The sequence below is a fragment of the Photobacterium sp. HL06 genome (assembly GCF_059552575.1).
Genome location: NZ_CM183915.1, coordinates 2126006 through 2150363 on the forward strand (window position 1 = coordinate 2126006; position 24358 = coordinate 2150363).

24 protein-coding genes are annotated in these 24358 nt (G+C 44.2%); 15 read left to right on the top strand and 9 right to left on the bottom strand.

The features are described from left to right. The first annotated feature begins 4 nt into the window (after positions 1 to 4). From AC51G0_RS27370 to AC51G0_RS27380, 3 genes are all read left to right on the top strand, one after another. The gene (locus AC51G0_RS27370) at positions 5 to 1024 is read left to right on the top strand and encodes a glycosyltransferase family 2 protein (protein ID WP_496302716.1); all 1020 of its coding nucleotides are present in this window, start codon (positions 5 to 7) and stop codon (positions 1022 to 1024) included. Beyond that, positions 1021 to 2460 (top strand): ArnT family glycosyltransferase, encoded by a 1440-nt coding sequence (locus tag AC51G0_RS27375; RefSeq protein WP_496302717.1) that lies wholly within the window; start codon positions 1021 to 1023, stop codon positions 2458 to 2460. The genes AC51G0_RS27370 and AC51G0_RS27375 overlap by 4 nt, the downstream gene beginning before the upstream one ends. Positions 2461 to 2813: 353 nt before the next feature. Beyond that, the gene (locus AC51G0_RS27380) at positions 2814 to 3212 is read left to right on the top strand and encodes a VOC family protein (RefSeq protein WP_496302718.1); all 399 of its coding nucleotides are present in this window, start codon (positions 2814 to 2816) and stop codon (positions 3210 to 3212) included. Between the two features lie 68 nt (positions 3213 to 3280). Here AC51G0_RS27380 and AC51G0_RS27385 read toward each other — a convergent pair whose 3' ends face one another. Together AC51G0_RS27385 and AC51G0_RS27390 are read right to left on the bottom strand one after the other, a co-directional pair. Further along, on the bottom strand, positions 3281 to 3448 hold the full coding sequence (locus AC51G0_RS27385) for a hypothetical protein (RefSeq protein WP_496302719.1): 168 nt from the start codon (positions 3446 to 3448) through the stop codon (positions 3281 to 3283). Between the two features lie 307 nt (positions 3449 to 3755). Continuing rightward, positions 3756 to 4067, bottom strand: coding sequence for a DUF3081 family protein (locus AC51G0_RS27390; protein WP_496302720.1), 312 nt, complete (start codon positions 4065 to 4067; stop codon positions 3756 to 3758). Between the two features lie 255 nt (positions 4068 to 4322). Here AC51G0_RS27390 and AC51G0_RS27395 point away from each other — a divergent pair, with 255 nt between their 5' ends. After that, positions 4323 to 5504, top strand: coding sequence for an amino acid aminotransferase (locus AC51G0_RS27395; protein WP_496302721.1), 1182 nt, complete (start codon positions 4323 to 4325; stop codon positions 5502 to 5504). 34 nt (positions 5505 to 5538) lie between these two features. Here the strand turns inward: AC51G0_RS27395 and AC51G0_RS27400 are convergent, their stop codons facing one another. The 4 genes from AC51G0_RS27400 to AC51G0_RS27415 form a co-directional block, all read right to left on the bottom strand. After that, positions 5539 to 7263: an ATP-binding protein gene (locus tag AC51G0_RS27400; RefSeq protein ID WP_496302722.1), complete on the bottom strand. Its 1725-nt coding sequence runs from the start codon at positions 7261 to 7263 to the stop codon at positions 5539 to 5541. A 2-nt stretch (positions 7264 to 7265) separates the two neighbouring features. Beyond that, the gene (locus AC51G0_RS27405; protein WP_496302723.1) at positions 7266 to 7805 is read right to left on the bottom strand and encodes a heme NO-binding domain-containing protein; all 540 of its coding nucleotides are present in this window, start codon (positions 7803 to 7805) and stop codon (positions 7266 to 7268) included. Positions 7806 to 7994: 189 nt separating this feature from the next. Then, positions 7995 to 8510: a hypothetical protein gene (locus AC51G0_RS27410; RefSeq protein ID WP_496302724.1), complete on the bottom strand. Its 516-nt coding sequence runs from the start codon at positions 8508 to 8510 to the stop codon at positions 7995 to 7997. An 82-nt stretch (positions 8511 to 8592) separates the two neighbouring features. Then, entirely contained in the window at positions 8593 to 9321 is a 729-nt protein-coding gene (locus AC51G0_RS27415; protein WP_496302725.1) for a nitroreductase family protein, read from the bottom strand. Between the two features lie 544 nt (positions 9322 to 9865). On the opposite strand from AC51G0_RS27415, the gene AC51G0_RS27420 reads away from it, so the two are divergent. The 6 genes from AC51G0_RS27420 (at position 9866) to AC51G0_RS27445 (ending at position 15031) form a co-directional block, all read left to right on the top strand. After that, a complete protein-coding gene (locus AC51G0_RS27420) occupies positions 9866 to 10897 on the top strand; it encodes a sensor histidine kinase (RefSeq protein ID WP_496302726.1) in 1032 nt (343 codons plus the stop codon). Continuing rightward, the gene (locus tag AC51G0_RS27425) at positions 10897 to 11691 is read left to right on the top strand and encodes a LytR/AlgR family response regulator transcription factor (protein WP_496302728.1); all 795 of its coding nucleotides are present in this window, start codon (positions 10897 to 10899) and stop codon (positions 11689 to 11691) included. Before AC51G0_RS27420 ends, AC51G0_RS27425 begins: the two co-directional genes overlap by 1 nt. Positions 11692 to 12070: 379 nt before the next feature. Beyond that, the gene (locus AC51G0_RS27430) at positions 12071 to 12796 is read left to right on the top strand and encodes an ABC transporter ATP-binding protein (RefSeq protein WP_496302729.1); all 726 of its coding nucleotides are present in this window, start codon (positions 12071 to 12073) and stop codon (positions 12794 to 12796) included. Between the two features lie 119 nt (positions 12797 to 12915). Next, on the top strand, positions 12916 to 13293 hold the full coding sequence (locus AC51G0_RS27435) for a hypothetical protein (protein ID WP_496302730.1): 378 nt from the start codon (positions 12916 to 12918) through the stop codon (positions 13291 to 13293). A 229-nt stretch (positions 13294 to 13522) separates the two neighbouring features. Continuing rightward, positions 13523 to 14341: a hypothetical protein gene (locus tag AC51G0_RS27440; protein ID WP_496302731.1), complete on the top strand. Its 819-nt coding sequence runs from the start codon at positions 13523 to 13525 to the stop codon at positions 14339 to 14341. 195 nt (positions 14342 to 14536) lie between these two features. After that, positions 14537 to 15031 (top strand): acyl-CoA thioesterase, encoded by a 495-nt coding sequence (locus AC51G0_RS27445; protein ID WP_496302732.1) that lies wholly within the window; start codon positions 14537 to 14539, stop codon positions 15029 to 15031. A 183-nt stretch (positions 15032 to 15214) separates the two neighbouring features. On the opposite strand, the gene AC51G0_RS27450 is transcribed toward AC51G0_RS27445, so the two are convergent. Next, positions 15215 to 16843: a methyl-accepting chemotaxis protein gene (locus tag AC51G0_RS27450; RefSeq protein ID WP_496302733.1), complete on the bottom strand. Its 1629-nt coding sequence runs from the start codon at positions 16841 to 16843 to the stop codon at positions 15215 to 15217. Between the two features lie 233 nt (positions 16844 to 17076). Between AC51G0_RS27450 and AC51G0_RS27455 the strand changes: the two genes are divergently transcribed. Continuing rightward, a complete protein-coding gene (locus AC51G0_RS27455) occupies positions 17077 to 17916 on the top strand; it encodes a patatin-like phospholipase family protein (RefSeq protein ID WP_496302734.1) in 840 nt (279 codons plus the stop codon). A gap of 43 nt (positions 17917 to 17959) precedes the next feature. Next, a complete protein-coding gene (locus AC51G0_RS27460; protein WP_496302735.1) occupies positions 17960 to 18406 on the top strand; it encodes a GNAT family N-acetyltransferase in 447 nt (148 codons plus the stop codon). Between the two features lie 69 nt (positions 18407 to 18475). Here AC51G0_RS27460 and AC51G0_RS27465 read toward each other — a convergent pair whose 3' ends face one another. Both AC51G0_RS27465 and AC51G0_RS27470 read right to left on the bottom strand, forming a co-directional pair. Next, entirely contained in the window at positions 18476 to 19951 is a 1476-nt protein-coding gene (locus AC51G0_RS27465) for a Na+/H+ antiporter NhaC family protein (RefSeq protein WP_496302736.1), read from the bottom strand. A 21-nt stretch (positions 19952 to 19972) separates the two neighbouring features. After that, positions 19973 to 21319 (bottom strand): glutamine synthetase family protein, encoded by a 1347-nt coding sequence (locus AC51G0_RS27470; RefSeq protein WP_496302737.1) that lies wholly within the window; start codon positions 21317 to 21319, stop codon positions 19973 to 19975. Between the two features lie 207 nt (positions 21320 to 21526). Between AC51G0_RS27470 and AC51G0_RS27475 the strand changes: the two genes are divergently transcribed. Genes AC51G0_RS27475 through AC51G0_RS27485 form a run of 3 tightly spaced genes read left to right on the top strand, consistent with a single transcriptional unit; the run spans position 21527 to position 24342 of the window. After that, entirely contained in the window at positions 21527 to 22330 is an 804-nt protein-coding gene (locus tag AC51G0_RS27475) for a gamma-glutamyl-gamma-aminobutyrate hydrolase family protein (protein WP_496302738.1), read from the top strand. Then, positions 22278 to 22832 carry an HTH-type transcriptional regulator PuuR gene (gene puuR / locus AC51G0_RS27480; RefSeq protein ID WP_496302739.1) on the top strand — a complete coding sequence of 185 codons (555 nt, stop codon included), beginning with the start codon at positions 22278 to 22280 and terminating at the stop codon, positions 22830 to 22832. Before AC51G0_RS27475 ends, puuR begins: the two co-directional genes overlap by 53 nt. A gap of 25 nt (positions 22833 to 22857) precedes the next feature. After that, a complete protein-coding gene (locus AC51G0_RS27485) occupies positions 22858 to 24342 on the top strand; it encodes an aldehyde dehydrogenase (protein ID WP_496302740.1) in 1485 nt (494 codons plus the stop codon). Positions 24343 to 24358: the final 16 nt, after the last annotated feature.

Below are 24358 nucleotides of genomic sequence, written 5' to 3' on the forward strand. Positions count from 1 at the left end.
TAAAATGTCATCTATTACTTTGCTATCCCGTCACCGGGAACGACAGTTCAACAACCAAGGAGGGGAGCCATTTCTGTCTGTTGTTGTTCCCCTGTATAACGAAGAAGCCGTACTCGAAGCCTGCCACCTGCGTCTTTGTAAGGTGCTGGATAGCCTGCAGCAAATGTGTGAAATCGTCTATGTGGATGATGGAAGCTCAGATCGCAGCTGGGATCTGGCATGCCTGCTGACAAGTTCGGTCCACCAGATTCGGACAATGCGCCTCAGTCGTAATTTTGGAAAAGAAGCAGCTATGAGTGCGGGCTTGCAGTCAGCAAAAGGCATGGCCGTTGTGCTGCTGGATGCCGATTTACAAGACCCGCCTGAGCTGATCCCCGCGATGGTCGAGCAGTGGCAAAGTGGTTTCGATGTCGTCGATATGAAACGTAAGCAACGTCATGGGGAGAGTTGGTTTAAGCGTACTACCGCATCGTTATTTTATAAGTTGATTAACCGCTTAAGTGATCTTCCTATTCCGGAAAATGTAGGTGACTTCAGGTTGATGGATCGTCGAGTCGTCGATGAAATCAACAAGCTGCCAGAGCGAACCCGCTTTATGAAAGGGCTTTTTACTTGGCCGGGTTTTCGTCGGACAACTATTTTGTTCGATCGTGAACCGCGCCATGCAGGCCAAACCAAGTGGAACTACACCCAGCTCGTACATTTGGCCTTCGAAGGGATCACCTCATTTAGCACCCGTCCTCTACGACTGGCCACAGGAGCTGGTTTACTCACTTCACTAGCTGCCGTAGCAATGGCTTTGGTGGTTTTTGCCAAGACCCTGATTTGGGGGGATCCGGTGGCAGGCTATCCGACTACGATCATGATTATCCTGTTGCTGGGAGGGGTTCAGCTGCTATCAATTGGTCTTATGGGGGAGTATGTGGGCAGGTTGTTCATCGAAGCGAAACAGCGGCCATTATTTGTAGTTATGGATAACAACGTACAAGAAACTGTCGAAATAAATGAAGAAGTGAAAGCATGATCCAGGTATTTAAGAAACTATCCCTTACTCAGTATGCAATAGGGTTGGTGAGTCTCTCTGTTATGACCCGCTTGCTTACCCTCGGCATTTATCCATTGATGGACACGACAGAAGCACGCTATGGCGAGATGGCTCGAATTATGTTTGAGACCGGAAACTGGATTACGCCGATGTTTGACTACGATGTCCCTTTTTGGGGCAAGCCACCACTGTTTACCTGGTTGAGTGCGGCGGGGTTTGAACTTTTTGGTGTGAATGAGTTTGCCGCCCGTGTCCCCCATCTTTTCGTGGGGGGGATTATACTATTCCTCACTTGGTTATTGGCTGCCAAAGCACGGGGAAGCCGAGATGAAGCCTGGTTAGCGACAGCCGTCCTCGCGACTTCTGCCGCGTTTATCGTTATCTCTGGTGCTGTCATGACAGATACGGCGCTCACTCTGGGGATTGCCTTGAGTATGGTGAGTTTCTGGTTATCCTGGCAGCAGAAATCAAAGCTGTGGGGATATCTGTTTTTTGTTGGCCTTGCGATCGGTATGCTGGCGAAAGGGCCGCTCACATTGGTGCTGGTAGGGATCAGCTTAGTGTTGTGGCTTGCTCAGGATAAGCGCTGGAAGAAGCTACCGACTTGTTTACCATGGAAAGGTGGGATTGCGTTGTTTATGCTTTTGTCACTGCCATGGTACTTACTCGCAGAGTGGAAAAGCCCAGGTTTTTTGAATTACTTCATTATCGGTGAGCACATTAAGCGGTTCGTGGTAAGCGGTTGGGAAGGGGATCTTTACGGCACGGCGCATAAGGAAATTCGTGGCACAATTTGGCTTTATTGGATCTTAGCGGCACTGCCTTGGACCCCGGTTCTGTTCTGTCAGGTGTGGCGATTGATGCGCTCAGGGGAAGAAGGTGTGCAATCGGAAGATGGTTACCTTGGGTTTCTCTGGTGTTGGATGTTGTCACCACTGATTTTATTTACGCTTTCGGGAAATATTCTCGCTAGCTATGTCATGCCAGGCTTACCTGCTTTAGCTCTGCTTGTTGCAGGCTATCATAGTCAACAGCGGTTATCTGAAAACGTGTATAAGTTAGGTTTGATAACGCCAGTATTGGTTATTCTGGTTGCTGTTTTATTAAAATACAATCTCACAGGCAAAGAGGCGGAGAAAAGTTTAATGGCTCAGTGGGCACTGCAGCCTGAAACGAGTCAAAGTGAGTTGCTATATCTAAATAAGCGTCCTTTCTCTGCGCAGTTTTATTCAAGCGGTAAGGCAAAAGAAGTAGAAGAGCCATTAAGCGAAATTATTCAGCGTAGTGAATCGGAGATGTTTCTTGTGGTAGAGAAAAAGCACATACCACAGGGCTTTTTATGGGACAAAAGCCGTTGTGATATACGCGGAGAGTCGGAGAACCGCGAGCTTGTATATTGTAAATCACTCAACTAGATCATACCTAGACTGCGAATATTATTGCCAAGTACGTGGTTAAAGTGACGAACACTAAACCAATATTGATTTAAAAGTGGCCGTGTGCCACTTTTTTTCTAAGGTAAGATAAGCGGGAACACCGTTGAAAATGTGCAGTGCCCAGCAAAGCTGAACCATTTGTTTTGATTAATATATCTAATGGCTTGACGGTATGAATGATTGCTGTGAAAGTATAGCTATATTCAACCCTGTGAGTATGTAGGGTGAGCAATAATGGTGTTGTCACTCGCTTAGAATAGTTCTCTGAATAGATAAAATAATAATGAGTGAGTGGTAACCGCTGTGGAATACAATCAAAGGATGATACGGCCATGATACCTAGAGACGCGACACTCCGTGTTGTCAGACCTACCGATAATCTGCACCAAGTTACCGCAATGTATAGTAAAGCCCTCGGCTTCGAGTTGCTGAGGCAGTTTAAAGATCATGAAGGCTTCGATGGGGTGGTTTTAGGCCACCAAAAGCATGCATATCATTTAGAGTTTATTCATCAGCAGGGAGCTACCGTGGGAAAGGCTCCTACCCAAGATAACTTGTTGGTATTTTATATTGACTGTAGCCGGGTATGGGAGCGCGCTTGCCGGAATATGATTGATGCCGATTTTAGGGTAGTTGAGTCCAATAATCCCTATTGGGAGCATGTTGGTAAAACATTTGAAGATATCGATGGTTACCGGGTAGTGCTGCAGAACCGTGATTGGGACTGCTAGTTCCAATTTGTAAACTAAAAAGCTCAGATCTTGGTCTGAGCTTTTTTATTGCCATTTAACCACTGGGCTTAGTGTTGCTTGGCGAGGTTTTCGTAAGCCGATTTAAACATCAGGGCAAAACCATCCTGAGATAGTTCTTTGGCGGTCATTTCGGCAGCGCTGAGACGTCGATAACATTCACCTAAGGCTGCAATCGCAATATCAAGCTCTTGAGTACTGAGTTGTTGATTGTGCATCTTGGTTCTCTTCCTGAATAAGACAGAAACGTTATTAATACATGTCGAATTGACGGGATCGTCTTTATCTAAGTCAACCGTACAATAATCAGTATGAATGCATACTGAACGACGTGTAATTAGGTTTTGTTGTTGTAATAAACTCGCTTAGGTTATTGATCTTAAATGGTGCTTTTGTCAGGAAAGTGTCAAATGAAAGGAATAATTGGTGAGCGGTAGTTTGGTTTTGCAGGCAGGTGCTGAGCAATGATTATATATGCGTTCAAAACCATGCCTGCGGTTTATTGTTGGGTGGCGTTTCTAGAGTTTAATACCTTTTATCTAGCTCCATTAGCTTATGAATGAACTCTTGGATCTGGGCTTCGTTGTTATTGTGAAATTCCGTTGTTGTTTGATTAATAACAGTGTCAGGATCTTCATTCGCGGTATGGAAGTGATAAGTATTATGGAAGTTGATATCTAGGCTGACATTATTATCAGCGAGATTGACATAGTATCCATCTTGGTTTTCGGTGCAAGTAACGTCCTCTAACTGAATGCCTGTTTCTGTTGCTGTTCCCTGGGTTTTGATCTTTTCGTACACACTAAGCAAGGTGCGTACATCAACGCTATTTTTCATTACTACCTCCATCCGATCCCATGTTGCTGATGAAGAAAAACATTAGATTCACTTATAAATTTAGGTCTTGCACAGGCGGCTGCAAGTCTAGTTGCCTGAATGTTAATTAAGATCAACATTTGTGTCTGATATAGCTCACATTTCTGTTTGAAAATTGGAAGATGAACATTGATATATTTGAAGATTTCATCGTGACCTTTCGAGAGGTAAGTGATAGTTTGAAGTTATGAACAGCCACTAAATGGAATTAATCCGATGTTTAAGCAGCTTACCGAAGCACAACTTGACCCTATATTGTCGCTTTCTATTGCCTACCGGGAAGATGAGCGCGCAGATAAGATGGACTTAGGTATTGGGGTGTACCGGAATAGCCAAGGTGAAACGCCGATCATGAAAGCGGTTCAGCAGGCACAACTGCAGGTGTTGGAGGAGCAAACAACCAAGGCTTACGTTGGCTTGGCGGGAAATGAAGTGTTTAACCAGTCGATGATGGATCTACTGTTAACGGATACTTCAGCATATTCCCGCGCAGCAGCTATTCAGACTCCCGGTGCCAGTGGGGCACTGCGCATGCTGGCAGACTTGATGTTTATTGCCCAGCCAGAAACAACGGTGTGGATATCAAACCCGAGCTACGTCAACCATAAGCCGGTTATGGAAGCCGCAGGACTGAAAGTGAGGTACTACCCTTACTTTGATCCGGCGACTAAGCAGGTTGATAGCCATGCAATGCTAACCGAGTTAGCAAAAGCCGGACCGAAGGATGTTGTATTACTTCACGGTTGTTGCCATAACCCGACAGGGGCCGATATCTCCTTCTCCGATTGGCAAGCCATTACAGAGCTGGCGAATAAGAATGGTTTTATGCCTTTCGTTGATATTGCCTACCAGGGGTTTGGTGACGGGCTAGAGCAAGATGCAGCAGGTTTGAAGCACATGGCTGATAACACCGAAGAGATGATTATTGCGACCTCATGTTCTAAGAATTTTGGTTTATACCGAGAACGTACCGGTGCTGCTATTGTGATCAGCGACAGTTTAAAAGAAGCACAAAAAGCGAAAGGTCGTATTATGAACCTTGCGCGTTCCACCTATACAATGCCGCCTGATCATGGTGCTGCATTAGTGGCGACGATTTTAAGTGATCCGTCCCTGACCCAAATTTGGAAGCAAGAGTTGGATGAAATGCTTGGCCGCCTATTGAATTTGAGGGCGGGTCTGACTAAAGCTGTTCGCGCACAAGGGTCAGATGCTTTCAATTTTATTGAGCAGCACAAGGGGATGTTCTCAGTTACAGGACTGAGCCCGGCTCAAATCGGCCGGTTACGTGATGAGTTTGCAATATATGCTGTAGGGGATGGCCGTATTAATATTGCTGGTCTGCAGGAGCAGCAGTTGGACTACCTGGCCAATGCCCTGGTCACCGTATCGCGTTAATGTAAGCCATGGTGAATGAATGATAAATGGGGGGTTAGCTTGCTCCCCATTTTTCCAGCATTTCTCGTAATTCTTGCGACTGATAGGGCTTGCAGAGAATATCGTCCATACCTGCGGCAATACACTCCTGACGTTCTGCTGATGTCGTACCTGCCGTTAACGCTATTATAGGCTTCTGATAGCCGAATTCCCGCAGTTTCTTCGTTGCGCAGTACCCATCCATCACTGGCATCCTGCAGTCCATCAAGATCACATCAAAAGCTTGGTTGTTTAATATATCGAGCGCTTCTTGGCCATTGTCTACAATCGTAGGCTTGAGTCCCACTTTGTTTAACATCAGCTCGATAAGCATTTGGTTGGTTTTGAGATCTTCAACAACCAATACATTGAGGTTATCAATGTGATGTTGATTTTTTTGGACCTTTGGGTAACTACTACCTATGAATTCATGAGCAATTAGCGGCAGGGTTACCGTAAACGTTGCCCCTTTTCCAGCTTTACTATCAACTTGAATACTGCCTTTCATTTGCTTGGCCAGTTGTTTGCAAATAGCAAGACCAAGCCCTGTGCCTTCATGGACACGTTTGCTGGATATATCTACTTGGCTGAAAGGCTTGAATAATTTGAACTGTTGTTCTGTTGCTATACCACACCCGGAATCAGAAACAGAAAACACCAGTTCATCCTCTTGCCAGTCGAGCCGGGCACAAACATGGCCTTTGGCGGTAAATTTAATTGCATTACCGAGGAGGTTGACAAAGATTTGCTTGATCCGATCTACATCACCAATTAGCCAGTTAGGGACAGAGTCGTTACAGGAAATAGTAAAGTTTAACTGCTTTTCAGATGCACGAAGCTGAAAAATATCATTGAGCATCGTTACCATTTTGTGGCAATCAAATGGTTTTTCTGTTAGCTCTAGCATACCTGCATTGATTTTACTGTAGTCAAGCAGATCATTGATAATAGCTCTTAGGAGCTCACCAGAATGATTAAGTGTATTAAGCAGTTTCTGTTGGTGCTGGGTAAGCCTTGTGTCTTCGAGCAATTCCGCCGAACCCAATACACCATTTAGTGGTGTTCTCAACTCATGATTTATCATGGCCAGAAAATCGCGCGTAGCCAATTCAGAGGCCTCGGCTTGTTTTCTTGCCGCGACGGCCTCTTCAAAGCCAAGTTGTCTGTCTATTGAGGCGCGAAGCATCTCACTAAATAGTGTCATATGCTTTTTAATTGCCTGCAGCCATGTGCCTGTTGCTTTAATGCGGACAGCAAAAAAACCGGTGACTGCATGATTAATATCCAGTGAGAACCATAAAATCCCTTCACGGCTATCCCAGTATGTCATCGAATCTGAACATAATTGCTGTGGACGAAGCCATTCTTGTCGACGTCCAGAGGCGTAGCGTGTATTAATTCCGACATCAGGCTTGCAAAATATTTCAATACAGCATGCTATAACAGAAAGACTATCGACCAAGCCGTCAGCAAGCTGTTGGATTATTTTTCCTGTTGGTGGGTGTTTGAGAAATAGCTGGCCATAATCCGAAAGCATGGTTTCCATTTTTGCTTGATAGGCTAGTAGCTCTGAGTCTACTTCCGCCTGAGCTTTCAGTTTCTCAATAGATTGTTCAATAAGCTTGTTTGCTGAGTAAAGTTCATGGCTTTTTACTTCCAGTAGTTTTTCGGCTTCTTTTCGAGCAGACTTTTCACGCTGCAGCTTTTTTTGCAGCAAAGTAATATGCAGGCTCTGATCCATACTCACCTCACAATCAGGTTGAGGTTAAATCGTACGTGGCTTTGATCTTCATTTAGGGGCTGCATGCTGACTTCAACTATTTGACCAAAATGTTTAGCGCAGCCTTTGATAAGACCTAGACAAACATGGGACATGCACCTTGCTGATTTATAGTCCATCACCATTTGTGTTTCTGATTCAGACAGGAAGTCAAATCGAGGGGGGGTTGCATCGGGGTAGAGCTTTTTCACTTCGGTATGGATATAGCTTTCGACCGTTTTGATAAAGCGGAATGTATCTTGTTGATGACTGGCCATTTCGGGCATAGTTTGTAGTAGTCGCGTGAAAACGGCTTCGCCAAAAATCTCTTGCAGTGATTCAGGAGAAACCTCCGTTATGTTACTGAGGGTAAGTATCAGTTTAACTAATGCCCGATGGTCATAACTGCCGACAGCGGTATAGATACCTTTGTCAGAAGCTTGATCAAGCATTTGCTGACAGATATCAAGGCCAAAGTTTTCTTCAATAATGTCTAGAAACTCAGTAAAAATGATTCCTTTCATATTCTTACCTATTTATCAGTACTCTAAACCATTATGGTAAGGGAATTATATTGAGTCAAAATTGTGTGAAGGAAGAGAGTCGGTAGTCAATAGGTTTGATGGGCTATATCAAGAGGTCGTTGAATATTAAGCGTAGGCAGAAAGGCGTCCTATCCCTTCTGACAGTCATTCAGTAATGAGCCGTCAGCTTTAGCAGCGGCAGATGATGAGTTGTTTGTTGTCAGAGCACACTTTCGCCAACAGGCTGTTTTCCATCTCAGAAATTAAGTTCTGTTGATTCGCTAGCGGTAACGCATGCACATCTGATATTAGGGCAAGATTGTTATCTGATTGGAATATCATGCCGCACGCTGCCGGTTTTCCCTTAAAGAAGCCGACAAATAATTGTGCCGCTGAACCTTCCTCAAACATGATCTGTGTTAGGAACTCGATAACCGCTTCTTTTTCTTTCTCATTCTGCCATTTGCTGGCTAAAACTAACGAATAGCGAATCGTTAATGGGTGGCAATCAACAGGATAAATAGTGAGAGAATTTGTGGATGAGCCGGGAATAGATGATATCAGTTGGCTTGACTGCTGTTGCTGTCGTGATTGATAGAGTGCCAGTCCTCTTTCACTCAGTGGCGTTGGAAATTCGGCCTCGGTAACGTGGCTGGCCATCCAGGCATTCTTTAAGTTGATGAGTTGTTCAATCTGTGACTGCATATCATCTGTTCTTTATTGAGGTTACACATACCTTACCGCAAATCAGTTTGATAAGGTATGGGATAGTATGTTAAGTGGTTAATTAATGACTAATTATGACATCTTGTTTGGCCACTCGGTGCCTGTCACTATAAATTCCTTCTTCAGTTCTTTTTCCGCAGCTGATGATCATAGTGATTTCAGCTTGTTTTGGTAAGCCTAGTAATTTTTTGGCTCGATGCGAATCAAAACCTTCCATTGGACATGTGTCATAGCCTTCTGCTCGCATCGCTGTCATGAAAGTCATTGCCGCTAGCGAACTGCTTTTGTGTAAACACACCCGTACATCACTTTTACTCACTTCCCGGACCATGGGCTTTTGATAACCTAGGCAGTGGCTCAGGATCTTGCGAGCATAACCGAAAATACCTAATCGATCATTGCAATAGACAAAAGGAATGAGTTTTTCGTAATACTTCAAAGCGCGTTTTGCCGTTGCATCGTCACGGCCATCAAAAGCCTGGCGAATTTGTGCTGCATTCATTTCTGCACGAGACTTCCATTTATAAGGCGTAGTAACAAATGCGACAAGCTCATTGGCCGTTTTAGCTGCATTTTGCCCCATACAGATATCAGCAAGTTGCTGACGCTTTTCATTGGTGATGATCCGGTGAAATTCCCATAGTTGCATGTTCGAGCTATTTGGCGAAAGTGTTGCCAGCTCGAGTGAGCGAGCCACAGCATTGTGGTCAAATGCTGTATTTTGTTCATATTTTCTGACTGAGCGACGTGATTGGATCAGCTCGTTAAAAACAGCTTTTGGATCTGACATAGGTAAATTGTTATAACTCAATAGCTTGGGATTGTTCCAATCATACCAACCCATTTAACTAAGCTAAATAGCCTTTTGCCGTGCTTATTGATTACTGTCAAATATACCATCTGTCACCGCTATTTTCCGTCCACTCGTTTAACATACAATTTGTCACATAGGTATCGTTAAATCACACTCATAGGCTAACTTTTACTATGTACTAGCGAACTGAATGATACCAATAGCAAAATATGTTCGATGAAACTGTTAAGGCTGTTCTGAGTGTGGGAGTACAGGCATGAATGTTAAGCATAAGTTCATGGCTGAAAAGAGAAGGGCTCCTTGGCCGCTGGACTCTCTCTTTTATCTCATGTTCAGGCAGCTTACTTTTCTTGTTAGTACGTTCTGTCGATGTGTGTGAATACCGTGGTATCTAGTTAGCGGTGAAATGCGGAGTACTCCCCACTTTTTAAAGCAATCGAGTTCTGAAGTCTTCTTATTTGTGCATAGTATATCGATTTCATATATTGTCTGGCTGTTGATGAATTGTAGTGGTGTATGAATGGATAATATAAGGTTCAGTTTTACTGCTAGGGATATCTGCATCAGTACCTTACTGTGTATTGGTATTGCACTAATAACATACATGATTAAAGGTGGAGGTTTTAGTCGCCACCTGATCATTGCGTTTGGCTATGGCGGGATTTGCAATCTAATTAGTTTGCTTATTCGCAATTACTGGCCCTCATGGCATTCCTCAGTCCATTTTATAATTGTGGTCAGTGGCACCCTTATTTTAGGCACACTTCACGCGATGCTATGGTCGACATGGTACCCGCTTCAGGGAGGAGTTGGAGAACTAATGAGCCTTATGAGTTTTGCTTTGTTTTTTTCTACCTTGATCTATTACTTCTTTTACAATCGTGAAAAATCATTGTTATATAAACATGAGCTAAGGCAAGTTAAACTGCTTCAGGCAGAGCATGAAAAAGCACTCGTGATTAGCCAGCTACAGGTTCTTCAAAGCCAAATTGAACCCCATTTTCTATTTAATACTTTAGCAAATTTACAAGTATTGATTGATACCAATCCAAAAAAAGCCAATTTACTATTAGGACGCCTAACTGAATTACTGAGGATTAGCTTAAAAAAAAGTCGGCGTGAATGGATAATGCTTGAAGATGAAATAGACTTGTTAGATGCATACTTAGGTATTCAGTCAATGCGGCTAGGGGACAGGTTGACTTACCGTTTCGTAATTGACAATAATGTAGATAAACAATGTAGTATACCACCTCACATGTTGCAACCATTGGTCGAAAATGCTGTTTTTCATGGTATAGAGCCTCGTGAAGAGGGCGGAGAAATTGTAATTTTAATGACTAGCCTTGAGGGGCGATTACTTGTCGAAATCAAAGATAATGGTGTTGGGCTTGAAGAGAAATCACTTCATCAAGGGAGTGGGATAAGCTTAGATAATATTCGTCAACGGTTGAAAGCATTATATGGCAACAAATCATACCTATCGGTCACGGCACCTGATGGCGGAGGAGTAACCACCAAAGTAGAGCTGATTCCTGGGGGGGATATATAATGACTGGTATAGAAACTATAACAGCGGTAATCGCTGATGATGAACCTTTATTGCGCCATCATCTGAATCGCTCTCTGGCTGAAGTGTGGCCTCAACTAGAAGTTGTAGGTAGTGATTCCGATGGTAAAGCAGCGTTGGCGAGCATAAAGCGAACTCGTCCAGATATTGCTTTTTTAGATATTCGGATGCCTGGCCTTGATGGAATTTCAGTTGCAAGAGCTTTGAAGAAAATAGATAAAATCCCACTGATAGTATTTATCACCGCTTATGATGAATATGCGATTCAAGCCTTTGAAGAGCATGCCTTTGATTACTTATTAAAACCCATCAACGAAAAAAGGTTGATGAATACCTGTGAACGTATCAAGTCATACCTTTTAGCTGTTAGCCCAGATCAAGAACATAATTCTGAGACTTCCGTCGAAGCGATTGAACGCTTAGTCGCCAGAATTCAGTCTCCCCCTAATCACTATTTACGCTGGATAAAAGCCAGTCGAGGTGATGATATTTGCCTAGTATCTGTTGACGATGTTAATTACCTGAAAGCAGAGGATAAGTATGTCAGTGTTTATACTCATAATGGTGAGTATATTATACGTACTCCATTGAAAGAATTGATTAAGCAGCTAGATCCTGATCTGTTTTGGCAAATTCATAGAGCTACGATTGTGAGAGTTGAGGCGATAGAGCGAGTTAAACGTGATTTTACAGGGAAAATGTACGTGTACTTGCTCTGTGGTAATGTGAGGTTGGCTGTAAGTCGAAATGCGCAAGGCTTATTCAAGCAAATGTGAGAGCGCAGCAATACCAGGCTGCAAAGTTAGGCTAATGTTTACTGAAGAAGTTTTTGTTATGGATGCGTCTGAGAGCCATCTATCGCGTTATATTCCTTTTATCTCGTTCACTTACCATTTATCGCAACGTTGTTCACAGTGAGTATATTGTAGGTAACCTATGTGTATAGAAAGAAGGCCGTAGCTTATATAACCAAAAGCGTTACAGGAATAACCCTTTAAGGTACAGCTATGGTAGCTCTTGAAATAATCATAAATAATGTTTGTTGGCATTTAACTGAGCCCCCTTAGGGGGGTAAAGTTAAGTCGAGTTCTGTTCTCAGTTCTGTACTCAGTTCAGGTTTCAGTTCTTCTTCAGTTCTTTAATCAAGGAAGACTAGTGATTGAGTTTCAGAGGATACAGAAAAGCTATAGCTTAGCTGGGCATCGTTTCCATGATGCGCTAAAAGGTGTAGGCGGTTGTATCAATCGTGGTGAAGTAGTCGCTCTGTGTGGACCTTCAGGTTCAGGTAAAAGTTCGCTGTTGAACATTTGCAGTTTGCTAGACAATAATTATAAAGGACGGGTAATTATTGATGGTGAAGCAATTACAAAAACTTCTGAATTTGCAGTAGATATTCGTCGTGATAAGATGGGACTGATTTATCCTGGATTTAGTTTGGTGGCAGCCTATACGGTATTTGAAAATATTGAGTTCCCATTAATCCTTAATCAAATATCAGAGGGAAAGCGAAGATCTCGTGTTTTTGATATGATGGATAAGCTTGGACTAATACAGTACGCACCTTACAAGCCAGATCAATTATCCTATGAGATAAAACGAAAAGTTGTGATTGCAAGGGCATTCATTAACCATCCAGTGGCAGTAATCGCTGATGAGCCTGTTGCAGACTTGAAGAGTAGAGAAGCTCTTTACCTGATAGAGAAGATAAAAAAATTAGGACAAGAGTTTGGCAGTGCCGTGCTAATGGCAACGTATAACTCTGCGATTGCTGAAAAATGTGATCGTACGATTCACTTGCATGATGGCTTAATTGTTGAACATGTACCACTAGTTTTAATTCAACGGCGAAAAGTCGCAGAGGCTCTTCCATGGGGAATCTAGTACTACAGATAAAGTTAATAAAAAATTGTTTAATTTACCAGTGGCAGTTCACATTGTTATCCATTGTCACGGTATGTACTTCTGTCATTATATTGAAAACAATTAGAAGTTATAGTTTCTTGTTAGATGAGTCTATTAGCATAGTATTTAGATTAGCTTATCTGACGATTCAAATTTTAGTTGTTGTTATATTTACGAAATTCACGCTGGAAATTGCAAGAAGGAAAGTGGCTAAAAATGCATCTGAATTTAAAGCTTTTGTAATTATTGGTTTGAATGAATCCGAGATTTTGCTTTGTTTAATAATTAACTCATTTATTATATCAATCATTGGATTCTTTTTTGGAACAAGTATTATTTCACAGTATCAATTAGCCACATATCATTTGGTGCCGCACTCTGTATTTGAAGCTATGAGTATTATCATGGGAGGGACCATTATATCAGTGTTTGCAGCTTCAATTACAATAAAGGAATGTATCGATAATCGAAGATGAAAGATTAAGGTGAAATGAGCCTGATATTGTCCATTTATTGATCCGACATGAGAGAGTGCTATTTTTGCCTGGTGGCTGAGCACTGAATGTCTGGAAGGATGGATGGGTAGGTGGATGGGTAGGTAGGTGGATGGTAGCCCAAGGTTTTTATTGAAATTTCATGCGCAAATTACGGGTTTTTAGTCTATTAATTTGTAGGTGTTTTAAACAAACTCTAGGGAGACCATGAATGGACTGTAACCAGCATAAACATCTTTATATTCCACCGTTTTCAGTGATGTCAACAGAGAGCTTTTTTCATCCAATACAAATGCTTACGCTATCAGGAAGAGCAATTGAATCGCTTGCGGTAAACCAAGCACAGAAATCGATTGAAGCGGCTTATAGTCAAACAGTCAAGTTACTTGAAGAGGTTGATACAAGTATCGAAAGAGCGAGTCACTCGGTAGATAGCAGTCTGCGATTTCCCTTTGATGTCATGGATCATGTAACTAGGACGGCTTCGGATAATTGGCGTGTTTTAATGGGAGGAAAAACGACGGCAGAGATTAAGTTGGCCGAACAAATTGAAAATCAGGAGATACTATCTTCTCGAATAGAAAATCAATTAAAAGCAGAAAATGCGTTGCTAATACAGAGTGTATCAGAGAAAAATGAGACGTTACTGTTACAGCAATCTGAATCTGATAAAGCAAGAAAAGCCAAACTATCGGCACAGCGTGCTCAGCGTAAGTTAAAAGCAGAACTTCAAGCGAGTAGTGATGAAGCACTATCGTTGAAAGTGGAGCGAGATAAGTTTACAGAGAGATACGATCTACAACTGTCTGATAATTTATTATTACAGGCACAAAATACGCAATTGGAACTTGAGCTGGCAAAAGCAAGACAAGAAGAGCAACTGCGAATAACTGACTCTGAGCAGCTGGCAGCAGAAAATGATGCCCTGACTATAGAGCAAGCGAAACTGATTGCCGAGAAAGACGGCTTACACAAACGTATAGAAGAGCTGCAACGGCAGTTAGAGCACTCTTCAAACTATACCGAATAATTACTCTTTCATTTTCATTTAAGGCGCCTCGCTCACAGGGCGCTTTTTTTTTGCTGGTGGATAGAAAATGCTTGCTCTGTCAGGCACGTATTGATTAATGTTTAAGGGTTGTTAATGAAGTTAACGTTTTGGATGTATGACCACTGTATTAAATATCGTTGGTCGAGAAAGGCAGAGTAGCCGAGGAGACTATGTATGGATGGTGGGCAGCGTGATGTCACTTTAAGGTTCCTCGCAGAGCCGGGAGATGTGAACTTTGGCGGTAAAGTTCATGGTGGCGCGGTAATGAAATGGATTGACCTTGCCGCCTATGCTTGTTCAGCAGGCTGGAGCGGAAAGTACTGTATTACTGCTTATGCAGGTGGAATTCGTTTTGTTGCGCCAATTCATGTCGGAAATCTTGTTGAGGTTAGTGCGAAGGTTATTTATACCGGCTCATCTTCAATGCACATTGCCATTGATGTACAGGCAAGCGATCCGAAAACACTAGAAAGGCGACTTACGACGCACTGTATCGTGATAATGGTAGCCGTGGATGAACATGGTAAGCCAACATCTGTACCTGAGTGGGTACCTCAGACAGAAGATGACAAGATGTTGCGGGACTCGGCAATTAAGTTGATGAATATGCGTAAGGAAATTGGTGAAGAGATGGAAGCCCACGTCAAGTATCTTAAAAAGGGCAGTTGATAGGTTTATTGAAAAAGGGGCAGAGGCCCCTTTGTTTGTTTCAGGCAGAAATCCGGTGATATACCTAACTTTGCTTTAACGCCTGGTGGGGAATTGTGCGGGACTTCTTATTATTACAAGCTGTTGTAACTAAGAGGGAAAAGCCCCACATTAGAGTGGGGCTTCGATAGTTCAGTCTTAAGTTTAATGGCTGTGCTTGAATTTAGATACTTGTTCAATAAGCTCTGAAGATTGGGCGCTCAATGTCTCTGTTGTCAGTGCAAGATCGTTGACGACCTGCTTGTTGTCACTGGCAATACTGTCAATATGCTCGATCTCGGCCTTGATATTAATACTGTCGTTAGCTTGCTTGGCCGCAATCTCTTCCAGTTCTTCTAGTTGTGCCAAAGAAATTTTTGCTCCCTCACTTAGCTCGCTAAGGGGTTTAACCATTTCGGCAACCATTAAGACACCACGGTCCATTTCCGAACGTCCATCAACCATGCTATTAACCGCTTCGTTGGTTTCCTTGTCGATTTTATCAATAACGTTGTTGATCTCAACCGTGGCAGTTCCCGTTCGAGTTGCTAAGTTGCGAACCTCGTCGGCAACAACAGAGAAGCCGCGACCGCTTTCTCCGGCTCGAGCTGCTTCTATTGCCGCATTCAGTGCTAGGAGGTTAGTTTGTTCGGCTATTTCTCTTACTGTCGTTACCAATTGACGTACTGAGGCAGCACTTTCTTGTAGTGTTTCTACAGATTGTGCCGAGTGGCTTATTGCTGTGGCGATTTTGTCGAACTCCCGGGTAACGAGGTGAATACGCTGCTGTCCATCCTGGGCAAGATCATGGCCTTGTTGCGCCTGTTTCTTTGCTTCTTCGGCTGTAGCGGCTACCTGGACACTTTCGGCAGAGAAGGTATTGATGGTATCACTAATTCGTTCAACAGCTTGCTCCTGAGAATTCGAACCCGTTTGTATTTTTGCGACAGGCTGCTGAATGGTATCTGAGGCATCACTAACTTTGTCTGATGAATGGTGGATAGCCATGATCAGCTGATCAAGGTTTAAGCAAGTCTCTGTCAGGGCTTGGGTAATATCACTAATTTCATCCCGGCCTTGTGGTAACTCAGGTGCTCGAAGATCACCGCTTGCGAGACGTCGAACGCCTTTCACTACACCACGTATCGGCTTCACAATGCTGTGGCTGACCACTAGGGCTAGGCTGATCCCCAACAACAATGCAACCCCTGACAATAGCATTACCCATTGCTGGGCTTGTTGGCCTTCTTGTTCAACAGTTATTTGCTCCTGCATCATCAGCATTTGTTGTTGCATACTTAATGCCTCGATAGCACCTAAGAAGGCGTTTAGCGCAGGTTGGGTTTGCTCTGAGAAATGTTCTGCTGCTTGTTCAGGCTCGATCTCTACGAGCTCGACAGTCGCCAGAAAAGCGGTACGGTAAGTGGCCTTGCTATCCAGTAGCGCATCAAATTTCTCATTTAGTCCCGTTGTTTTCACTTCTGCGAACTGGTTGATTACACCATCCAGCTGCTCTAGGTGCGTGTCCATATCGCGATAAAGCTGCACTCTTTGATCCCAATCGCTAGTCGAAAGGATCTGTAGCAATCGTAGTGCGGCGGCCTGGGCTTCAATATTCATTTCTGAAGACAAGGTAACACGTTGAACATCATGCTCTATAAACTGCTTTGATGCTGCTGAAGAGGTTTTCATCCTGTCAATAGCAACCCCTGAGATGATAAATAGCAGGGTTAAAATGAGTAAGAAACTTACTCCCAGGCGTTGACCGATCCTTAGATTGGAAAGAAAAGACATAAATAGGCTCTCGATACCCTATGGTTAACAATAATGTTTCAATAATGACACATGCAATTAACGCTTTGAACTGAATAAGTTAGTTTTGATAGTATCTTTTGGCAGCTGACATTCCTGTTTGTTATTACCCACATTGAGATTTGGCAGTAATCTTGTTTTTTTGAGGCAAGATTCAGACAGGGTTAGGATTAAGACTCTAGAATGATGACTGTACAGTAATGAAAGGATTCACCATGGTACAGAAACTAAATCACGATACCTTTCAGTCTGCCCTGGTTGTTGAAGGGGGCGCAATGCGAGGGATTTTTGCGGCTGGCGTTCTCGACAGTTTCATCGATAACAATTATCGCCCCTTTGACTTTTGTATCGGCGTGTCTGCCGGATCAACCAATTTGGCGGCTTGGCTAGCGAACCAGCGCGGAAGAAGTTACAAGGTTATTACCGATTATTCTTGTCGCCCTGAGTTTATTAATTTTCCTCGTTTTGTTAAAGGCGGCCATTGGTTAGATCTTGACTGGTTGTGGGATATTACCATCAGGGAGATCAATATAGATGCCGACGCGATGGCAAGCCAACCGATCCCGCTGTATGTCGTTACGACAAAAGTGGAGACTGGTGAAGCAGCTTATATCAAGGCCGTTCCCGATAATCTTAATGAGCTGTTGAAGGCATCCTGCTCGGTACCTATTGCCTATCGTGACTTTCCCCTGATTAATGACGAACCGATGACGGACGGCGGTGTGGCAGATTCCATCCCGGTCATCAAAGCCTATGAGCTTGGGGCACGAAATATAACTGTTGTACTGTCGCGTTCGCTGGGATACAAAAAAACACCGGTACGAAATAAATGGCTGGTAAGAAAGCTGTTATCAGGTTTTCCTGTATTGGCTGAGGCGATGATACAGCGTGCCGAGAGCTATAACCGTGCGATTGATTTCATCGAGAATCCCCCAGCCGATTGCGATATTACCGTGATCGCACCGCCTGATAGTTTTTCTGTAGGGCGTATCACGACGGATCTGTCCAAGCTCAATGCCGGTTACCAACTGGGTATTGAAGCGATAAGTAATTAATACGATAAACCTTCATGGAAAATCACAGAGCAAAGGAACGATTGTGATAGAAAACGCGGTAGATAGTGATATTCCAGAAATCACTGTACTGATTGAGCAGGCAATAAAAATCTGTATTGATGTAACAGAGGATGCAGCCAATGATCTTGTCGCCCATAGTGTCTATAACATGCTGTGGTGGAAGAAAAATAAACATAACGCGGTTCATCTTGTTTATCGTCTTGAGGAAAGAATTGTGGGTGTTGTGCTGGTTAAAGAATTTTGGAATCTCACTAGCTTGTTTGTTGATCCTGATTTTCAGGCCAGAGGGGTTGGCAAGGAGCTGGTGTTTGAGGCGCTTGCACAATGTAGAGGACTATCACCTAAGGGGGTGGTTAAACTGTCGTCTTCAACCCACGCTCAAGATTTTTACCGTACTATCGGTTTTGAGCAGGCAGGCGAACCGAAGGCGTTACCCGGAGGTTGTATTCCATTTAGGTACGTATTTTAGTGAGTAAGGAACGGGCCGCATGTGCGGCCCGTTTTTATTTATGTAGCTATACAACCAGTTAAGTCATAGTTAACCGACATAGAGGAAGAAAGCCGTTGTGAACACGATACCAATCAAGGCATAAGGAGCCTGGGTAATAGCGTGTTGCATTGCCGTACAGCCACTGCCTTGTGCTGACAGCACTGTCGAGTCACTGAAGAAGCAAGAATGGCTACCTGCTGCTGCAGAAGAAATCAGTGCGCCGATAACAATTGGCATTGATACATCTAGCTGCTGTGCCAGAGGGAACACGATTGGCATTGCGACGGCAAATAGTCCCCACGAAGATGCAGTGGCAAATACCAGCATTGTCAGGATGACAAACACAATCGCAGGAAGGAGCTCAGGAGACAAGATAGGTGCAACGGATTCAATGACGTATTGGGTCAGGCCAATTTGGTCGTTGACAGTCTTGAGCATGAAGCCGCCGATAACGGTAGCCAAAGGCAACAGCATGATTTTGATGCCATCGTAAATTGCATCGAACATTGCATTGAACGACAGTAGGCTCTGGATGCCGTATAGAAAGATGGTGAACATAATGGCTACAAAGACACCGGCAAGCAGGTCAATATCGTAGTAGCAACTGGCGGCAACCAGAACAACCATAGGCAAGATAAAGTTCATAATGCCCATGAAAGTATTCGGATGCTTCTGGATGTCGGCACCAAAGTCGATATCAACAGCACCTTCAGGCTTGGTTTGACCTGTCGCTGCTCGCTGCTCGGCTTTTTTCATTGCACCCAAATCTGGCATTTTCTGGATAGCAACCAGGAAGACGACTATCAGAGTTACCCAACCGTATGCCATGTAAGGAATAGCAGAGATATAGGTAGTGATGCCGTTGCCTTCATCAGTGATCTTGTTGGCTTCAAGCAGTGAAGCGAAGAAAATCGCCCATGTTGAGATAGGCACCAAAATACAAATCGGTGCAGCGGTAGAGTCAACCAGATAGGCCAGTTTCTCACGAGAGATGTTATAGCCGTCAGTGATGCGTTTCATCGACGATGAGATAGCAATGGCATTGAGGTAGTCATCAATGAACACCAAAATCCCTAGCACGAACGTTAAGATCATTGATTGACGACGGCTTTTTACCTTAGATACAAGCGCATCACTGAAAGACAGAATACTACCGCCTTTTTCTAGCATCGTGATTAACCCACCCATCAGACCACAAACCAAGATAATCCAGGCAATGGTTTCATCCATCATGACGGTGAGGGAGATATCAACGATATTGCCGACAATTTGTGCCGGATCGACCATCAACAGGCCAACAATTGTCCCTGCGAACAGTGCTTCAACGGTTCGATGCGTCAGTAAAGCGAAAGCCAGTACTACCGCGGTTGGTAACAAGCTGAACCAGCCATAAGGTGTGTCTGGTTCATGCAGGTTACCAATAATGATAAAGCCTGCAAAAATAGCGAAAATGATCGTCATCACGCTCAAGCGTTGAACGGTTATTCCACCTGGAGATGATAGCGATGTAGTTTGTGTTGTCATCCTATTAGTCCTTTAACTGGGTTAGGCCGAGTGGAGCATCCAATCAACTTCAAGTGGTGTAATGAATTGTTCAAATTCACTAAGCTCACTTTGTTTGCATGCTAAATACAAATCAAGAAATTCTTTATGAAAATATTTGGCTAGGGTTTCGCTAGAGGCTAATTTGTCTAGCGCGTCAGACATCCGTGTCGGTAATGACGGTGCATTCGAGCAAAGTTCTTGCGGGCATTGGTCCGGAGATAGTTGATCAGCATGCAACACTCCGGCGAGTACGACAGCAGCTAAGATGTAGGGATTTACATCAGCTCCGGCAATTCGATGCTCAATACGACGGTTTTTTGCATCACTTTTAGGTACTCTTAGCGCAACGCCGCGGTGGTTATAGCCCCAGTTAACAGTGGTAGGGGTGAACATGCCTTTTGCAAAGCGACGGTAAGAGTTGATATTGGGGCACAACAACGCCATTGTCTCCGGCATCATGTTTAGCATGCTAGCCAAGGTTTGACGGAAAAAATTACTGGGCTCGCCATTTGATGCCGAAAATAGGTTCTGTGACTTTTCGTCCAGCACACTTAAGTGAATGTGCTGTCCGCTACCTGCTTCATATGCAAAGGGTTTAGCCATGAAAGTGACATCAAACCCATGCTTTTGGGCAGCTTGCCTGATCAGGCGCTTGGCACTGAGAAGCTGATCGCAGGCATTAACCACATCTTGCTGGTGGAAGAAGTTCAGTTCGAACTGCCCGGGAGCTGACTCAGCCAGTGCACCGTCTGTATTTAAGTTTTGTTGTTTGGCAGCGGCGTTAACGTCTGATAAGAAAGCATCATAGTCATCCAGGTTATCCACGTTATAGACATCGCAGTTTGTTTCACGTTGTTTTGTTGACGGATTGATAGGAGCCTGAATTGCACCGTTTTCATTTCGTTGCTTGTCGATAAGATAGAATTCAAGCTCAAGTGCAACTACAGGGTATTGATGGCGAGCGTGAAGCTTGGCCACAATATCGAGCAATACATTACGGGCCTCGAAAAGACATGGACTCTTGTCGTCTTTATCCAGCATCTGTAGCTGCACCTGACCAACATTCGGGTTAAAGCTTGGTACTAGCGACCCCGGCACAACGGCACATAGGTGGTCGGGCTCACCGAGCTTTTCTCCTAGCCCCGCACTTTCAATCACACTTCCCGTCACGCTCAGCGAGTTGTTCGATACCGGAAGATATACCCCTCGATCCAGCTTGTGAGCCGATTCTATTGGAATACGCTTACCCCGTGGCGTGGCGTTGAGATCGTAGAACAACAGGTCGATAAAACGTATATCCGGCCATTCTTGTTTAAAATATTGTACATCCTGTATGGCGTCTTCCATGTTTTAGAGCTCCCAAATGATGGCTTTGCTTAACATGGCTTTAACATATAGCTCGATATTTTTAACAGGGCAATCCGAAATAGGCTGATTTTGTGATTGGCGTCACGATAATAGAAGGTGTTATTTAATTTTATGTTCTTTATTGTTGCCAAACTGTTACTCGCTCGCTATGTTTTTTGTCAATTAAATCGAACAAGAGGCAGAGGGATGAAAGGAATAAGCGTTAAACCACTGATTGCGGTTGTCTGTTGCCAAAAGCAGGTTGATAAATATTCCGTTCAATCTGTGAATGAGTTTTATCTCAATAGCGTCAGCGACTTTGGTGGTATCCCTGTACTAATTCCGGCAGGAATTTCGGAAGGTGATGTTGAGCAGCTACTTGCCAGTGTTGATGGCGTCTTGCTTCCTGGCAGTCACAGCAATGTGGCACCTGAGCACTACGGGGCTGATCATCACGAAGCAAAACAGGATCCAGGTAGAGATGAACTTGCCTTTCATCTGATCCGAGCATGTGCTGAGAAAAACATTCCTTTGTTCGGGATCTGCCGTGGCTTCCAGGAGATGAATGTGGCAATGGGCGGGACACTGCATCCTAAAGTGCATACCAAGTCTAATGCGCTTGATCATAGAGAGCCAAAGGATGATGACTTTGCCGTTAAGTATGCCGTCAGCCATTTACTGGAAGTATGTCCTGGCGGATATTTTGCCAACTGGCTGCAATCTGAAAAGACAATTTCAGTTAATTCCCTCCATGGCCAGGGTGTCGAGCAGCTTGCTCCAGTTCTGCATCAGGAAGCCATTGCCCCAGATGGCCTAGTCGAAGCATTCAGTTTGCCGGGGCATTCATACTTTATTGGTGTGCAATGGCACCCAGAATGGTTCGCAACAGAGTTATTTGTGTCAAAATTGCTGTTTAGCCACTTTATCCAAGCGGCACAACACCTTAAGGAATTGAAAGATGGAAAAACAGCAAATCGGATCCAAAGTCGCGAAGCTACGCAAGTTACATAGCCTATCGCAGCGCGAGCTTGCGGAACGGGCTGATATTACCCACAGCGCGATTTCGTCAATCGAGAATGACAAGGTCAGTCCGTCCGTCAGTTCGTTGCAAAAGATTGTGAATGTATTTTCGATGTCTCTGTCAGAATTTTTTACCAGCGAGGAGCCGAATATCAAACGCTCTGTGGTGATCAAACCTGAACAGTTTATTGAAATCGGGAATGAATCTGTATCGATGAAACTGGTATGTGACGGCCGAGCTGATAGGCAGATGGGCTTTTTGGTTGAGGTTTACCAACCACATACCAGTACAGGTTTGAAAACCATTAAACACGAAGGGGAGGAAGCTGGCACGGTGTTAGAGGGAGAGATTGAACTTACCCTCGGGGAAGATTCCTACATCATCAAGCAAGGTGAAGGCTACCTGTTTGATACCAGCATCCCGCATAAATTTAGCAATCGCACTGATCATGTTTGCCGAATAATCAGTGCCCATACGCCGGCAAGCTTCTAGCGCTTGCAGAGTTGAGGAAGAAGGGATGAATACCAAACAACAATGGATAGAGCGACAACATGAGTTAACCATAGAATCACGCGCATTTATTAATGGTTGTTATCAGGACGCGATTGACCAAAGTAGCTTCAGCACAATTAACCCGGCAACTAACCAGGAGTTGGCAAAAGTCGCGCGTTGTAAGGCTGCCGATGCGAATGTAGCGGTTGAAATAGCCAGAAGTGCCTTCGAACGTGGTGTATGGCAACATTTGGCACCAGCTCAAAAAAAAGCGGTATTACTTAAATTTTCCTCACTCATCAAGCAGCACCAGGAAACGCTGGCTTTATTGGAGACCTTAGATACAGGCAAGCCTATCAGCCATAGTTACAATACGGATATTCCTGGTGCAGTGAATGCCATTCGCTTCTATGCCGAAGCCGTCGATAAGGTCTATGGCGAAGTACCAGCTACTGAGCCAAATGTGCATGCTCATATTCAGCATGAAGCGATTGGTGTTGTTGCAGCCGTTGTCCCTTGGAACTTCCCACTATTACTTGCGTGCTGGAAGTTAGGGCCAGCTTTGGCTGCCGGTAACAGCGTTATCCTCAAACCTTCCGAAAAATCTTCTTTGACGGCGATTTATCTGGGTAAGTTAGCCAATGAAGCCGGTATTCCTGCTGGCGTATTCCAGGTCTTGCCAGGTTTTGGCCATGAAGTCGGTGATGCGCTGGCAAAGCACAATGATGTCGATTGCATCACTTTCACTGGCTCAACCAAAATTGCACGCCAACTAATGATCAGTGCGGGTGAGTCCAACATGAAACGTGTTTGGGCTGAGGCCGGCGGAAAAAATGCCAATATCGTCTTCCCAGACTACAAGAACCTTGAGAAAGCCGCGCAAGAAACTGCTGCAGGCTGCTTTTACAACCAAGGTGAAGTCTGCGTAGCAGCAACACGCCTGTTAGTACATGAGAGCATCAAAGATCAGTTTATTCAGTTGGTGAGAGAGGCTGCCAAGCGCTTTACCCCCAAAGATCCTCTGGATCCGGCATCTTCCATGGGCGCTTTGATTGATCAGGGGCACAAGCAGTTGGTACTAGGCTACGTGACGTTGGGTGAGCAGAGCGGGGCCAAGAAAGTATGCGGCGGGGATGTAGATCATCAGGGCGCTTTTGTTGAACCCGTGATTCTGGATCAGGTTAGCAATGATATGCGTGTTGCCCGCGAGGAAATATTTGGCCCGGTTCTCAGTGTGATTACTTTTAAAACCGAAGAGGAAGCAATCGCGATTGCTAATGATTCACCGTATGGGCTGGGTGCGGCACTTTGGAGTTCGGACTTAGATCGTGTGCATAGGGTCGCCAAACAGCTACGCGCAGGCTCGGTATGGGTTAATAACTATAACGAAGGTGACATGACTGTTCCATTCGGTGGTTATAAGCAAAGTGGTAATGGCCGTGATAAGTCACTGCATGCCCTAGAGAAATTCACAGAACTGAAAACAACTTGGATCCGTCTCGAATCTTAATCAAAGGAGTGATCAT

Excerpts from the sequence above, each read along its gene's own strand:
- AC51G0_RS27455 (WP_496302734.1), top strand. The coding sequence starts at position 17,077 with ATGGTACAGAAACTAAATCACGATACCTTTCAGTCTGCCCTGGTTGTT.
- AC51G0_RS27410 (WP_496302724.1), bottom strand. The coding sequence starts at position 8,510 with ATGCAGTCACAGATTGAACAACTCATCAACTTAAAGAATGCCTGGATG.
- AC51G0_RS27440 (WP_496302731.1), top strand. The coding sequence starts at position 13,523 with ATGGACTGTAACCAGCATAAACATCTTTATATTCCACCGTTTTCAGTG.
- AC51G0_RS27470 (WP_496302737.1), bottom strand. The coding sequence starts at position 21,319 with ATGGAAGACGCCATACAGGATGTACAATATTTTAAACAAGAATGGCCG.
- AC51G0_RS27390 (WP_496302720.1), bottom strand. The coding sequence starts at position 4,067 with ATGAAAAATAGCGTTGATGTACGCACCTTGCTTAGTGTGTACGAAAAG.
- AC51G0_RS27370 (WP_496302716.1), top strand. The coding sequence starts at position 5 with ATGTCATCTATTACTTTGCTATCCCGTCACCGGGAACGACAGTTCAAC.
- AC51G0_RS27465 (WP_496302736.1), bottom strand. The coding sequence starts at position 19,951 with ATGACAACACAAACTACATCGCTATCATCTCCAGGTGGAATAACCGTT.
- AC51G0_RS27425 (WP_496302728.1), top strand. The coding sequence starts at position 10,897 with ATGACTGGTATAGAAACTATAACAGCGGTAATCGCTGATGATGAACCT.
- AC51G0_RS27405 (WP_496302723.1), bottom strand. The coding sequence starts at position 7,805 with ATGAAAGGAATCATTTTTACTGAGTTTCTAGACATTATTGAAGAAAAC.
- AC51G0_RS27380 (WP_496302718.1), top strand. The coding sequence starts at position 2,814 with ATGATACCTAGAGACGCGACACTCCGTGTTGTCAGACCTACCGATAAT.
- AC51G0_RS27450 (WP_496302733.1), bottom strand. The coding sequence starts at position 16,843 with ATGTCTTTTCTTTCCAATCTAAGGATCGGTCAACGCCTGGGAGTAAGT.
- AC51G0_RS27395 (WP_496302721.1), top strand. The coding sequence starts at position 4,323 with ATGTTTAAGCAGCTTACCGAAGCACAACTTGACCCTATATTGTCGCTT.
- AC51G0_RS27375 (WP_496302717.1), top strand. The coding sequence starts at position 1,021 with ATGATCCAGGTATTTAAGAAACTATCCCTTACTCAGTATGCAATAGGG.
- puuR (WP_496302739.1), top strand. The coding sequence starts at position 22,278 with ATGGAAAAACAGCAAATCGGATCCAAAGTCGCGAAGCTACGCAAGTTA.
- AC51G0_RS27385 (WP_496302719.1), bottom strand. The coding sequence starts at position 3,448 with ATGCACAATCAACAACTCAGTACTCAAGAGCTTGATATTGCGATTGCA.
- AC51G0_RS27475 (WP_496302738.1), top strand. The coding sequence starts at position 21,527 with ATGAAAGGAATAAGCGTTAAACCACTGATTGCGGTTGTCTGTTGCCAA.
- AC51G0_RS27485 (WP_496302740.1), top strand. The coding sequence starts at position 22,858 with ATGAATACCAAACAACAATGGATAGAGCGACAACATGAGTTAACCATA.
- AC51G0_RS27420 (WP_496302726.1), top strand. The coding sequence starts at position 9,866 with ATGGATAATATAAGGTTCAGTTTTACTGCTAGGGATATCTGCATCAGT.
- AC51G0_RS27415 (WP_496302725.1), bottom strand. The coding sequence starts at position 9,321 with ATGTCAGATCCAAAAGCTGTTTTTAACGAGCTGATCCAATCACGTCGC.
- AC51G0_RS27400 (WP_496302722.1), bottom strand. The coding sequence starts at position 7,263 with ATGGATCAGAGCCTGCATATTACTTTGCTGCAAAAAAAGCTGCAGCGT.
- AC51G0_RS27445 (WP_496302732.1), top strand. The coding sequence starts at position 14,537 with ATGGATGGTGGGCAGCGTGATGTCACTTTAAGGTTCCTCGCAGAGCCG.